13 protein-coding genes, 1 tRNA gene and 1 pseudogene are annotated in these 12,887 nt (G+C 63.2%); 8 read left to right on the forward strand and 7 right to left on the reverse strand.

Annotated elements, in window-relative coordinates; translation table 11 throughout:
- Positions 1-434: DDE-type integrase/transposase/recombinase (locus tag NS355_RS15380; protein WP_153008244.1), on the forward strand; the 434-nt coding region annotated here is incomplete at its 5' end.
- Positions 435-632: 198 nt separating this feature from the next.
- On the opposite strand, the gene NS355_RS15385 is transcribed toward NS355_RS15380, so the two are convergent.
- Both NS355_RS15385 and NS355_RS15390 read right to left on the reverse strand, forming a co-directional pair.
- The gene (locus NS355_RS15385; protein WP_058746490.1) at positions 633-1,667 is read right to left on the reverse strand and encodes a ferritin-like domain-containing protein; all 1,035 of its coding nucleotides are present in this window, start codon (positions 1,665-1,667) and stop codon (positions 633-635) included.
- 30 nt (positions 1,668-1,697) lie between these two features.
- Complete coding sequence (locus NS355_RS15390; RefSeq protein ID WP_084788012.1) at positions 1,698-2,654, reverse strand: ferritin-like domain-containing protein; 957 nt, start codon at positions 2,652-2,654, stop codon at positions 1,698-1,700.
- Between the two features lie 235 nt (positions 2,655-2,889).
- On the opposite strand from NS355_RS15390, the gene NS355_RS15395 reads away from it, so the two are divergent.
- Positions 2,890-5,760 carry a TonB-dependent receptor gene (locus tag NS355_RS15395; protein ID WP_084788014.1) on the forward strand — a complete coding sequence of 957 codons (2,871 nt, stop codon included), beginning with the start codon at positions 2,890-2,892 and terminating at the stop codon, positions 5,758-5,760.
- Between the two features lie 241 nt (positions 5,761-6,001).
- Positions 6,002-6,211: pseudogene (locus tag NS355_RS18405) on the forward strand (transposase); the annotation flags it as partial.
- Between the two features lie 233 nt (positions 6,212-6,444).
- On the opposite strand, the gene NS355_RS15400 reads toward NS355_RS18405, so the two are convergent.
- From NS355_RS15400 to NS355_RS15410, 4 genes are all read right to left on the reverse strand, one after another.
- Positions 6,445-7,275, reverse strand: coding sequence for a 23S rRNA (adenine(2030)-N(6))-methyltransferase RlmJ (locus NS355_RS15400; RefSeq protein ID WP_058746493.1), 831 nt, complete (start codon positions 7,273-7,275; stop codon positions 6,445-6,447).
- Between the two features lie 123 nt (positions 7,276-7,398).
- The gene (locus NS355_RS15405; protein ID WP_058746494.1) at positions 7,399-7,980 is read right to left on the reverse strand and encodes a pseudouridine synthase; all 582 of its coding nucleotides are present in this window, start codon (positions 7,978-7,980) and stop codon (positions 7,399-7,401) included.
- A gap of 78 nt (positions 7,981-8,058) precedes the next feature.
- A complete protein-coding gene (locus tag NS355_RS19100) occupies positions 8,059-8,235 on the reverse strand; it encodes a hypothetical protein (protein WP_167345473.1) in 177 nt (58 codons plus the stop codon).
- A 107-nt stretch (positions 8,236-8,342) separates the two neighbouring features.
- Positions 8,343-8,416, reverse strand: a tRNA-Gln gene (locus NS355_RS15410).
- A 169-nt stretch (positions 8,417-8,585) separates the two neighbouring features.
- Between NS355_RS15410 and NS355_RS15415 the strand changes: the two genes are divergently transcribed.
- Positions 8,586-9,629, forward strand: coding sequence for a Ppx/GppA phosphatase family protein (locus NS355_RS15415; protein WP_058746495.1), 1,044 nt, complete (start codon positions 8,586-8,588; stop codon positions 9,627-9,629).
- Entirely contained in the window at positions 9,626-10,327 is a 702-nt protein-coding gene (locus NS355_RS15420) for an RlmE family RNA methyltransferase (RefSeq protein WP_058746496.1), read from the forward strand. Before NS355_RS15415 ends, NS355_RS15420 begins: the two co-directional genes overlap by 4 nt.
- A 615-nt stretch (positions 10,328-10,942) precedes the next feature.
- On the opposite strand, the gene NS355_RS15425 is transcribed toward NS355_RS15420, so the two are convergent.
- Positions 10,943-11,305 (reverse strand): response regulator, encoded by a 363-nt coding sequence (locus tag NS355_RS15425; protein ID WP_058746497.1) that lies wholly within the window; start codon positions 11,303-11,305, stop codon positions 10,943-10,945.
- A 64-nt stretch (positions 11,306-11,369) separates the two neighbouring features.
- Here NS355_RS15425 and NS355_RS15430 point away from each other — a divergent pair, with 64 nt between their 5' ends.
- From NS355_RS15430 to NS355_RS15440, 3 genes are read left to right on the forward strand one after another with little or no spacing between them, the layout of a single operon-like run.
- Complete coding sequence (locus NS355_RS15430) at positions 11,370-11,612, forward strand: DUF3572 family protein (protein WP_153008245.1); 243 nt, start codon at positions 11,370-11,372, stop codon at positions 11,610-11,612.
- The gene (locus NS355_RS15435; RefSeq protein ID WP_058746499.1) at positions 11,609-12,247 is read left to right on the forward strand and encodes a hypothetical protein; all 639 of its coding nucleotides are present in this window, start codon (positions 11,609-11,611) and stop codon (positions 12,245-12,247) included. Before NS355_RS15430 ends, NS355_RS15435 begins: the two co-directional genes overlap by 4 nt.
- 33 nt (positions 12,248-12,280) lie before the next feature.
- A complete protein-coding gene (locus tag NS355_RS15440; RefSeq protein ID WP_056436142.1) occupies positions 12,281-12,745 on the forward strand; it encodes a RidA family protein in 465 nt (154 codons plus the stop codon).
- The last annotated feature ends 142 nt before the right edge of the window (positions 12,746-12,887 follow it).

Consider the following 12,887-nt stretch of genomic DNA (forward strand, 5'->3'; position numbering starts at 1 on the left):
CCCGTCGGATCGTCGGGTGGCGTGCCAGCAGGACAGCACATGCCGGCTTCGTCCTGGATGCGCTCGAGCAGACGCTACATGACCGTCGACCTGTTCACCGTGGCGGCCTGGTTCACCACAGCGACCGCGGGTCGCAATACGTGTCTATCAAGTACACCGAGCGCCTCGCCGAGGCCGGGATCGAGCCATCGGTCGGCAGCGTCGGCGACAGTTACGACAACGCTTTGGCCGAGACGATCAACGGCCTCTACAAAGCCGAGATGATCCACAGGCGCGGACCCTGGCGCAGCTTCGAAGCCGTTGAGTATGCCACGCTCGAATGGGTCGACTGGTTCAATCATCGCCGACTGCTGGAGCCCATCGGCAACATCCCGCCTGCTGAAGCCGAAGAGCAATATTATGCTGCCGCGGACAACATCGATATGGCAGCGTGACTCACAACCCATGGCCTCCGGCAAACCCGGCGCGGTTCAGTAGAATTCAAGCCGCTTGAAGCCAGCTTGAACGCAAGCAACACCGTTCCATCCGCACGCCTTTGACCGTGATCCAAAAAAACGAAGAGGGACAAGCCCTCTCCGCTACAGTTTCGTGCGCCTTCAGAGTGGGGCGCTGAAGGCGCACGACCCGAGGGATCACACGACGTTGTTCCCACTGGTCTTGATCAGCCCGTTCAGTCCGTTGGGGAAAAATCCCCCCGAGGATGCTGCCGTGCCGGATGCGTAGAGGATTCCCAAGGCCTGTTCGGGGGTACGGCGCAGGGCGACCCAATTATCATCCCGGAGTTGAATCTGGGAACCGAAGTCCTCTCCCCCACCGAACCACCCTATGCCGCGGTCCAGTCCGACGGGGCCATCGAGCCGGTCACGAGCCTCTGCCATACGCCACGATCGCTCGAACAGGATTTCCGTCGCCGGGATCGACCGCGCCTGAAGGATGGCGCGCTGGTAGAGGGCATTGCGAATGGCCCCGTCGCTGGCTGTCACGCCCGCAACGAGTGCCGCGACGGGGCCGCTGGCCGTGGCGCCGACCTGAAACCCCTGGGCGTTGGACGCCGTCATCAGGACGGCCGAAAGGGCGACCGCGCCCAGCAGGAATTCTTCCTGGCCGGAATACGGGTTGAAGAAATTGATAGGTGTCGTCGTCGAGGGCACGCGCGCGATCGCGTCGAACGGCCCGTTCTGGCCACCGGCGATGTTCAACGCAGGCTGGGCGGTCGCCGCGGTTCCCAATGTCTGTCGCAGAAAGGCAATGCGGGCCAACACCGCATCGGCGACTTCATTCACGCAGGCCAGCGTCATCGTGTCGGTAAAGGTGACGGCGCTGCCGCCGGTCACGCCGCCCGATGTGCCGACGCCCGTGGTCAATGCGGCTGGCAGGGTGGTGCCGCTCAAGGCACGGACCAGGAACGTGCCATAGAGATAATGGAGTTGCAGGATGAAGTTCATCCGGTCGGCGTCGGTTGCCGTATAGGCTGCGGGTGGTGTGGGAGTGGCGGTCGCCGATGCGGTAGGTGTCGGTTTGACCACCGACTCGGAGCCGACGACATCGTCGTTGCAACCTTCGAGAAAAGCCAGCCCGCCCGCCATGATCGAGGCAGTGCCGAACCAGCGGATCATCTGGCGGCGCGTGGTGTCGGTAGCGCCGCTGTCCTTGTCGGAATAGGTCATGTCATCCCCCTTGGGATCGAAATTGCGGACTTAGTTGGCGGCACCCGTCTTGAAAGCGCCGTTGATCCCGGTCGGAAAAAATCCGCCTTGCGTTGCCGCGCCGGACGTCATGAACAGCACGTTCAGCGCTTGGCCGGGCGTTCGCGAGAGGTGCAGCCCGTTGTCGTCTGTGAGCGCCAGACGCGCCGCCATGCGGCCATTGACCATGATGGGCGACAGGCCGCGATCGGTCGTGCTGCCTCCGTCAATACCGTTGCGCCACGAAGCCATGCGGTCGACCATCGTTATGATTTCGGGCCGGGCCGTGGATGCCGCCATCAGGATCGTTCGTATGGTGGTGACGTCCGTCGCGGCCGTCGCCGCCATGGACAGCATCGACGCACGAATGACCGAGTTGGTATAGAGCGTCGACAAGCCGTTCAGCGCTGTGGCCTGCACAGCCAGAATCGTTTCCGCCGCCAGCGCCAGGTTGGTCGGCGAGGCATAAGGATCGAAGCTGTCGCTGGGCCCGATGGCCCCAGCCATCCGGAACATGGTGGTGAATCGTTCCGCGGTCATGTCGATCTGTTTCTGCGCCGGAGCCTCGGCGCGGAGCAGATCGCGCAGCAACAGAGTGCGAAACCAAAGCGAGTCCGCGATTTCCTGGATACGCGCCTGAATATCGCGTGTCCCGTTTGGAAAACCGACTTGCTTCGCCGAGGTCGCCGAAACACCCGGCTGATCGAGTGTTTCGCCGCCTCGGATGAATCGGGCCGGCAATTGGCGGCCGACGCCGTAAATCGCCAATTGGAGCATGTTCGTCGAAAGATAGTGCAAGTTCAGCGCAAATTGCAGCGGCGCGGTATCGACCGATGACGTGACCTGAGCCTGAGTTGCCCCGGCGGCGCCGACGATCGCAGCGCCGGTCACCATGGCCGCAAAGAATTCGCGACGGCCGGTGCTTTTCGATTCGCCTCGCTGTTCGGGCATGATTCGAATGTCTTTCATTTCCCTCCCCTATTGTTGACCGCCACGCCTGAGGGCGGCTGCGTCACCCGGTGTTCGACTCTCTTCGGAGCCGTGACATCCGGCCTCGGCGATTCTCGCTTGAGCGTTCAGGCACCCTATGGCTGCGCCAGTATAAAAATTTTTTCAAGTTTAAGTTGTCGGAGTTTAAAAGTCTAGTTACATTGCTTCAGCAAGCTCAAAGAGCTGCCGTAAACGTTTTTTGGGGGAGGTGAGGATGCTGTCCAAGCGTGGACTCGCAGGCGGAGTTGCTGCGGCCGCCTTAGTTTTCGCTCTGCCGGTCGATGATGCTGCTGCGCAACAACAGCAAGATTCGACTGGAAAAGCACAAATTCTTATAAAAGGCGGAGCTTCCGTAAAGAAACCCAAGCGCAAGCGCACAAAGGGCGAGGAGAGGTTTGCGAAGGATACTGCGAAGAGCGGTGAGTCGCAGCCTCATCTTTCCAACAACAACGGGCGACTCGAAGGCGATATCATCGTCATGGGGCTTCGCGAAAATGTGAAGTCGGCCCGAAACGCCAAGCGCCGGGCGTCACAGATTGTCGACGTCGTGGTCGCGCAAGACATAGGCAAATTGCCAGACAAAAACATTCCTGAAGCGCTGGCTCGCGTCCCCGGCATCCAGATCGAGCGCAATCGCGGCGAAGGCGGGGAGGTCAAGATCCGCGGCTTGGGCGGGGCGATGACGACGATCAACGGCTCGCCAACCTTCTCGGCCGGTGATCGGACGACCTATCTGAATGACATCTCGTCCGACCTCGTCGCGGCGATCGAAGTCTTTAAGACGCGGACGCCGGACCAGGTCGAAGGCAGCCAGACCGGCGTCATCAACCTGACGCTGCGCAGACCGACCGATTTCAAGGAGGGAGCCACCTACGCCTTCAACCTGCGCGGCGATTACGCTGACCAGATCAAGAAGGTGAACCCCTATGTCAGTGCCCTCATCGCCTATAATGCGGATACTGATATCGGGCGCATCGGTTTTTCGGTGAACGGGACCTATAACGACGTTCGCTATAACGAATCGATACGCTGGAACCAGCGGCCGATCGTCCCGAACAACCCGCGCCAGATCGTGCTGCCCAGTACGACACCGAGCAACATCTACATGCCCTTCGATGTCGGGTTCGCCGGGCCCAATGGCTGGTCGCGCCGCGCCGATGTGCAGGTTTCGACGCAATGGCGCCCAGATGATCGCTGGTCGATCACCCTGGAGGGCGGCTATCGCAATCAGAAAATGCTCTGGGCCGATAATGGCTTCGTCCTGCCGCTGACCTATTCGGCATCGGCCGCGCCACCGCCAGTATTGTCGAACATCAAGCTTGGTCCCGATGGCCGCTTGGTCGAGTCTCTTACCGTCACGTCACTCGATCCGTTCGGTCCCGGACGCGAGTCGTTTCAGCATGAGAGCCGCAATTATAACGGGCGCTTCCAGGTCGACTTCAAAAATGAGCGGCTGGAATTCAATGGATGGATCAACTACGCTCGAGCTGAAAATTACTCGAACAATATATTCCACTGGATTCGCTTCAACCAGCAGCCTGAATTCGATATCGTTTTCAACGATAAGCGTGATCCGCTCGGCGGATCAAATGTGACGTTCAAGAATTTCGATTTGCTGGATCCTAAAAACTATCTTTATATCGATGGTTTCAATCAGTCTCGCCAGTTTACGAAAAGTGGAGAGATTGAGATAAAATATGATCTCAAGGTCAATACGGATTGGAGTATCATCGATTATTTCAAGACTGGCTTTCGATACGCCAATCGCAGCTATGATAGACAATATGGTGGTCGCGGAAACTATGGTAATTTGCGCCTGCCGATCAGTAGCCTGCCGAATTACAAATTGGTGAGTAGTGGCAAGGGATTTCAAGGATCCCCGTCGGCATCGACCGCAGAATGGTTGATCGGCGATACCAATTCGATTCGGCAGAGTTGGGATGCGATCCGGGGGCAACTGGTCGGCATCTATCCCGAACTGGCCGATCGTTATCCCGCCTATAATCCGCTGGATTATTTCGAAGGGTCGGACGGCAGCTATGCGGCCTATGCCATGGCCCATTATGACGTAAAGCTGCTGTTCCCGATCGACGGGGTGATCGGCGGCCGGCTGGTCAACAGCTTGACCAACCTGACCGCGATCCAGCGCGTCGCGCGATTCGTGAATATTGACAACCGCCTGGTCGAACAGATCACGGACGAGAAGATCACGCCGAAAGGCAATTTTCTGGACTTCATGCCCAGCGTGAATGCCATCATTCACTTTACACCCAAGCTGCAATTGCGGACGGCGTGGACGTATGAGGTGGGCCGCCCCAGCGTATATCAGATCAATCCGCGGCTCCGAATCGATGTCCGCAACGCCGCGCGGCCCGTCGCGGGGGGCGGCAATCCCCGACTGGGTCCGATAACCACCACCAAATATGATGCCTCACTGGAATGGTATTTCGGGCCTACCGGATTGGCCAGTTTGGCGGTTTGGCAATGGAATCAGGAAGGCTTCATCGGCGACCGGACATTGCCTGAAGTTTTGCCACAAGCGCCCAATGTCGTGACACTGGTGACGCGCCCCTATAATCTGGGCCGCGGGCGCCATCGCGGGATCGAAGGCAATGTGACCACCTTCTTCACCTTTCTTCCCGGCATCCTGAAAAGCTTCGCCGTGCAGGTGAACGGCACGATGAACCTCACGCGGCAGGCGTTCCCCGTATTTCGTCCGGGCAGCAACGAAATCCGTGATGCGGCATTCGTATACGGTCCGTTCCTGAACGTGTCGAAATACATGTACAATCTCGTAGGCTTTTTTGAGAAGGACGGCTTGAATGTCCGGGTCGCCTATAACTGGCAGTCGCGACGTCAATGGTGGCGTGACGGTGCAGATCCGTTCAATAACCTGTTCCTCGATCCCGTCCGTCGTCTGGACGCGTCGATCAACTATGACGTGAACAAGAATCTGACGCTCGCGCTCGAAGGGTCCAACCTCACGGCGGACGGCAATCGGAGCTATTGGGGCTCCTATGCCGCGCCGCAGGACGTGCGGTACTTCTCTCGCAACTTCAGCTTCTCGGTTCGTACTCGTTTCTGACGAGAGAATTCTTGGGGGCGCGCGCTGGGTCATCGGATAAGGCCGGGATCGGATATTTGCATCCGATCCCTTCGAGTAGAAACAGCGCCGCCCCTCGCCCCTATTTTATCGCCTCACCGGATCACGCGATGGGCGATCAGCCAGGGATTTGATCGGTTCCCGGCCGATCTTGAGGCTATTGGGGCCAAGGCTCGTTGATGTGAGCGTCGCGATCCGATCCTGGCTCTGGACGGAGACGGGCATGAGCGACCTGTTTTGCTGACGGATAAGCAGATCGAGTGGCTGCGGCTGTTCTTTCCCAAGAGCCACGGCCGTCCTCGAACGAACGACCGGGGTGTTGAGCGGCATCGCCTTCGTCAACCGCAATAGGCTGCGTTGGCGAGAGGCGCCCAGCGCCTATGGTTCCCAGAAAACGCCGTACAATCGACGAAAGCGTTCGGGCGAGCGAGGCGATCGCAGACCGCGAATACCGCTCCGCCATCATGATCGGGAAAGAGATGGTCTTTGAACCTCATGCGATTGAGGGCGACCCCATGCTGGTCCTGCGGAAGCCAAGCATCGCCTGATGCGGGCGCCGGACTTCAGAAAAGGCACGGCGCGCGCACCATGGTCTATCGCATCGTCGACGGAACCGTGGCCTGGTTGGTTAGGCGCTGCCGGTCCGGCCTGCAGCCGAGCCAATCCTCAATCGCGCAACCAATCCGCCGTGATCTCACCGCTATGCCCTTCCGGTGCCAGGGCGGCGCGGAGCGATTCCAGCAGGGGCGGCAGGGCTTGCGTGAAGGCATAGGGCGGATTGACGATGAAAAGGCCCGCACCGTTATAGATGCCGGGCTGGTCGGCGTCGTATAGCCAATGCTCGACCGACAGGAATTTCGGGATGCCGAGCTTGTGCAGATCGTACTTCCACCGCTCATGCGTCGCGCGGTCTTTCAGCGGATACCAGATGACCGTCACGCCATGCGCCCATTTGCGATGCGCCGCCGCGAGCGTGGCGGTGATGCGGGCGCGTTCGTCTGTCTGTTCATACGGTGGATCGACCACCACCACGCCGCGCGGGGTGCGGGTAGGAACCATCGCCAGCCAGAGCTCATAGGCATCGCGCTCATGCACGGCCGCAGGCGTCCCGCGCATCGCGCCGCGCAAGGTACGGGCGTCCTCGGGATGCTTTTCGTTGAGGATCAGCACGTCCTGCGGGCGCAGGAGCTGCGCGAGGAACCGTGGCGAGCCGGGGTAGAGGCGCGGCTCCGCCCCGTCATTCACTGCCTGCACGGCGGCGCGATAATCGTCCAGCAGCGGGTCGGCGTCGGCAAAGGCCCGCGCCACGCCTTGGGCGGCTTCGCCGGTCCGTTGGGCCTGCTCGCCGCCAAGATCATAGAGTCCGCAACCGGCATGGGTGTCGATCAGGGTCAACGCGCCCGGTTTCTGCTGCAAGGCCCGGACCAGTGCGATCAGCAGGCTGTGCTTCACGACATCGGCGCTGTTGCCCGCATGGAAGGAGTGGCGATAATTCATGGAATCCAAAACCTGCCAGGCGCTTGGGTAAGCGGAAGGCGTCAATGCCTCAAAACAGTTTTCGCGGTCGATCGCAACAGGCGGCAGGGACCCGTGCGGCCCCCATAGCAGCCTATGCCGCGTTCAACGGTCGTGCGCGCCGCCGCCCATCCTGCCCAGACCGGGGGCCTCCACGAACTGGCCCGGCGCGATCCCAGCGACGGACCAGTCGCCGATCGACCAGCGGACCAGCCTCAGGGTAGGCAGCCCCACCGCCGCCGTCATGCGGCGCACCTGCCGGTTGCGGCCTTCGCGGATGGTGATCCTCAGCCAGTTGTCGGGGATCAGCTTGCGCTGGCGGATCGGCGGGTCGCGCAGCCACAGGTCCGGCGCGTCGATACGCTCCACATCGGCAGGCAGGGTCATGCCGTCCTTGAGGCGGACGCCTTGGCGCAGGCGCGACAGCTCCGCCTCCTGCGGATCGCCTTCCACCTGCACGAGATAGGTCTTGGGCATCTTGAAGCGCGGATCGGCAATGCGCGCCTGCAACCGCCCGTCATCGCACAGCAGCAACAGGCCCTCGCTATCCCGATCGAGCCGTCCGGCGGGATAGACGCCCTTCACCGTGACGAACTCCGACAAGGTCGACCGTACCGTGGGCGATCCTTTGTCCGTGAATTGGGACAGGACCCCATAGGGTTTGTTGAACAGGAGCAGCCGGGGCATCCCGCGCTCATAGCGTTCGGGCGCGGCCCTGTCTTGCACCGCATTCCGGCCGCCGCGCCGGGCGTTCAGCCTAGGACCTCAACGAGAAGGGCGCGCCTTCACCAAGGCGACGACCGACACCGAACAGACGGCGAAAGCGACGGCAAAACCGCCCAGTGCCGTCCACAGGCCGACCGCAAGCCCGCCCAGATATCCGCCGATCACCAGACCGATGAGCGGCAGGATGACGAGCAGCAGGCATCCGATCACGACCATGCCGATGGGAACCCCGCCACACGCGGCCCGGTTCCGGGCGAAGGACGCACGAACGCCTTCATCACCCGACCCGCAGCAGGGTAAAAAGCAACGATTTCAGGGAGAACTGGATGCCCCGTGAGGATTCGAACCTCAATTAACGGAGTCAGAGTCCGTGGTCTTACCTTTAGACGACGGGGCATCGAACAGGGGCGTGCCTCTAGGCGGCCGAATCACCCCTGTCAACCGAATTCCGCAACGGCGGCGGCAGTGCGTCTTGTCGCGCGCCCGCCGACTCGCTACCTTGGGCTTCAAGCACCGGCGAACGCTCATGTTCGTGACGGATAGAACAGAATAAGCGAGATACGGCGATGGGGGATATTCCCACCCGAAGGCCGTACCGGCAGGCCAAGCCGCCTGCCCGTTCGGCACCCCCCCGGCCCCAGCGTGGCCGGTGGTCGGATGCGCAGGCCTATGCCGCGCTCGACCTGGGTACCAACAATTGCCGGCTGCTGATCGCGCGGCCGCAGGGCGGCGGCTTTGCGGTCGTCGACGCCTTTTCGCGGATCGTCCGACTGGGCGAGGGGCTGGCGACGACCGGCCGCCTGTCCGACGCCGCCATCGACCGCACCATCGCCGCGCTGCGCGTGTGTGCCGACAAGCTGAAGCGCCGCAACGTCACCCTGTCGCGCGCGGTCGCGACCGAGGCCTGTCGCCGCGCCGCCAACGGTCCCGCCTTCATCGCGCGTGCGCTGGCCGAGACGGGTATCCATCTGGACATCATCTCCGCCGAGGAAGAGGCGCGGCTGGCGGTACTCGGCTGTCATGCGCTGATCGAGCCCGGCGACGACCCCGCCCTGGTGTTCGATATCGGCGGCGGCTCGACCGAGCTGGTGCTGGTCGACACGCGCAGCCCCGTGCCTCGCATCCTGGACTGGCATTCGGCCCCCTGGGGCGTCGTTTCGCTGACCGAGAGCGCTGGCGGCGGCGAGGGCGAGGCCGGGCGGCTGGCCGCCTATGCCCGGATGCGCGCGATGGTCGCGGACAGCTTCGCCGACTTCGCCGCGCGGCTGCCCCGGAACCTGAAGAGCCCGCGGCTGCTGGGGACCAGCGGCACGGTGACGACGCTGGGCAGCGTCCATCTGGGGCTCAGCCATTATGACCGCGCCGCCGTCGACGGGCTGATCGTGCCCACGGCCGCGATGCGCGCGATCAGCGCCGACCTGTCGCGCAAGAGCCTGGCCGCGCGCGGCAAGGTGGCGTGCATCGGCCCCGAGCGCGCCGATCTGGTGGTGGCGGGTTGCGCCATCCTGGAGACGATATTGGACCTCTGGCCCGCCGAGCGGCTAGGGATCGCCGACCGTGGGATTCGCGAGGGAATCCTGCGTCGCTTGATGGGAATCGCCAGAACGTGAGCAGAGGCAATGCAGGGCTGCACCAGCGGGTGCGCACCGCGCGGAAGCGCACCGCCCAGTCGACCCGCTGGCTGGAGCGCCAGCTGAACGATCCCTATGTCCGCCGCGCCAAGGCGGAAGGGTATCGCAGTCGCGCGGCCTATAAGCTGATCGAGTTGGACGAGCGCTTCGGCTTCCTGCGCGGCAAGAAGCGGATCATCGACCTGGGGCTGGCGCCGGGCGGCTGGTCCCAGGTGGTGCGGCGTCAGGTGCCGAATGCCAGCGTGGTCGGCATCGACCTGTTGCCGGTCGATCCGATCGACGGCGTCACCATCTTCGAGATGGACTTCATGGACGACGCCGCGCCGGGCAAGCTGATGGAGGCGCTGGGCGGCGCGCCCGATCTGGTCATGTCGGACATGGCGGCCAACACCGTCGGCCACCCGCAGACCGACGCGCTGCGCACCATGGGGCTGGTCGAGACGGCCTTCGCCTTCGCCTGCGACGTGCTGTCGCCGGGCGGCGTGTTCGTGTCGAAGGTCTTCGCGGGCGGCGCCGATTCGCAGCTGGTCGCCGAAATGAAACGCCACTTCGCCACCGTGAAGCACGCCAAGCCGCCATCGAGCCGCAAGGGTTCGGTGGAATGGTTCGTCGTGGCGCAGGGGTTCAAGGGGCGGAAGGCTGTGGTGATGGAGGATGACTCGGAGGACCACGTCTAAAAGCGACAGGGTCCGCTTTCGCCCAATTGCAGACATTCGGGCCTCACGTATAGTTCGGCCATGCGGCTCACCTGTCTACTGCAAGCTGTTCTCACGCTTGCAGCGCTTGCTGCATGCGGGTCGACCCCGACGACGTTATCACCGTGCTGGCGCGCGGCCGATTTGCAGCAACGCGAGCGCTTCCGTGGCGCAGTCCTAATCTTTGCTGGTTACGATCAAAGGCCAATGATTTTTCCGGTCGCATGCGACGGTGGTGTCACGGTCGACCTGCCAGACGGTGTGGTTCTTCCCGGCTATGGAGGTGCGGACTTGAGCGTTCCTCCCGAGCGCCTGTTCTATGAGGCTCAAGTCGACGGAGAAGTGGAGGGAACCGCGTTTGGCAGGCCTAGCGTGCGGCTAGACCATGTGGGTGAACCACGACAGATGGTGCCGCGCTGGTTGCGGAGGAATGTCCGCTAACCACCAAAAATAGACATTTTGCCACCATCCTCCGTTCAGCCTGAGCGAAGTCGAAGGCCATGGGATAGGCCTCGTGGCATAGGTTCGGGGCGCGCACTTCGACTTCGCTCAGTGCGAACGGGGGCGCGGGATTTGACGCGGTCGGAACCAGCTCCCTCACAACAACCCGTTCACCGCCTCCATGAAGCGCATCAGGCTGATCGGCTTGGACACGTACGAATCCGCCCCCGCCGCGCGGATGCGGTCCTCGTCGTCGCGGCCCGCATAGGCGGTCACCGCCATCACCGGGATGCGGCGCAACTCCTCGTCCGCCTTCAGCTCCAGGATCAGCTCGTATCCGGTCACATGCGGCATCTGGATGTCCATGATGATAAGGTCAGGCTCCACCTCGCGCGCGCGCGCCACCGCCTCGCGCCCGTCGCGCACCGGCTCGGCGATGAAGCCATGCACACGCAACAGGTCGCAGAAGAGTTTCAGATTGAGTTCGTTGTCCTCGACAACGAGCACCTTTCTTGTCACGCGGTCTCCACCATTACGACGGACACGATAGGCAATGCCCGGACCGGATACAATCGAAGCCAATATGGCCCTGGCGCTGCGGGCGCTCATATGGACGCTGCAAAGCCCGTCGCGCGCCGAACGGCTGCTGGCGCTGACCGGCCTGTCGGTCGAGGAACTGCGCGGCGGGGCGGGCGAGCCCGGCGTGCTGGCCGCCATCCTGTCCTTTCTGGAGGGGCATGAGGCCGATCTGATCGAATGCGCCGAATCGCTGGATGTGCGCCCCGAATCGCTGGTCGCCGCCCGCCGGGTGCTGGAGGCCGCATGAAGCCGCTGCTGATCTGCGACTGCGACGAGGTGCTCGTCCACATGGTCCGCCACTTCCGCGACTGGCTGGACGAAGCGCATGACATGGACTTCGCGCTCGACCGGCATGATTTCTTCGGGTCGCTGACCCGGCGCAGCGGCGGCCCCGCGCCGACGCAGGCAGAGGCCTGGGACCTGCTGCACGGCTTCTTCCCCGGCCAGATGGACCGCCAGACGCTGGTGCCGCACGCCGCCGAGGCGCTGGCGGCGCTGGCGACCCGCGCCGATATCGTCATCCTGACCAACCTGATCGAGGAATGCCGCAGCCCCCGCATCGAACAGCTGGCCCGCTTCGGCATCCATCACCGGGTCCAGTGTAATACGGGACCCAAGGGCGCGCCGGTCGCAAAGCTGGTCGCCGAGCACGGCCACCCCGTCACCGTCTTCGTCGACGACCTCGCCCAGCATCATGCCTCGGTCGCCGAGCATGCGCCGCAGGTCCACCGGCTGCACATGGTCTCCGAACCCGAAATGGCCCCGCACATCGCCCCCGCACCCGACGCCCATGCCCGGATCGACGACTGGCGCGAGGCGGAAGCGTGGATCGCCGCGCGTTTCGATGAAGGCCGGCCTGTCCCGAATCGACCGGGCGCTTGACCTGAACGGGGCGAGCGCGCCATGTCTCGCCCCATGACCACGCATATCGATCGCGCGCTCGAGCAGCTCGGCCTCACCCTGCCGGAGGCTGCCGCCCCCGTCGCCGCCTATGTCCCCGTCGTCGAGGCGGGCGGGCTTCTCCACATTTCCGGCCAGCTGCCCTTCATCGACGGCCAGCTCGTCACCGGACGGCTGGGCGACGGCGTCTCGCTGGAAGACGGGCAGAAGGCGGCGCAGGCTTGCGGCCTGATGCTGGTCGCGCAGATCAAGAAATATCTGGGCGGCGACCTGTCGCGCGTGAAGCGGATCGTGAAGCTGGGCGTGTTCGTGAACTCGGCCGGTGACTTCACCGACCAGCCCAAGGTCGCCAATGGCGCGTCGGAGCTGATGGTGTCGCTGTTCGGCGATGCGGGCCGCCATGCCCGCTCGGCCGTCGGCGTGCCGGTGCTGCCCCTGGGCGCGGCGGTCGAGGTGGATGCGATCGTCGAATTGGGGTGACCCCTCGGGCGGAGTCGCTCGCGGCTCTGCCCTCCCCCATCCCCTCCCGCCTGCGGGAGGGGCGTGTTGTTTGGCGGACGTGAGACTCCAGCACTATCCTCTAGCCGCTCCCCTCCCGCAGGCGGGAGGGGGTGGGGGAGGG

Origin of the sequence: Sphingomonas yabuuchiae, assembly GCF_001477495.1 — a bacterium.
GTDB classification, from domain to species: domain Bacteria; phylum Pseudomonadota; class Alphaproteobacteria; order Sphingomonadales; family Sphingomonadaceae; genus Sphingomonas; species Sphingomonas yabuuchiae_A.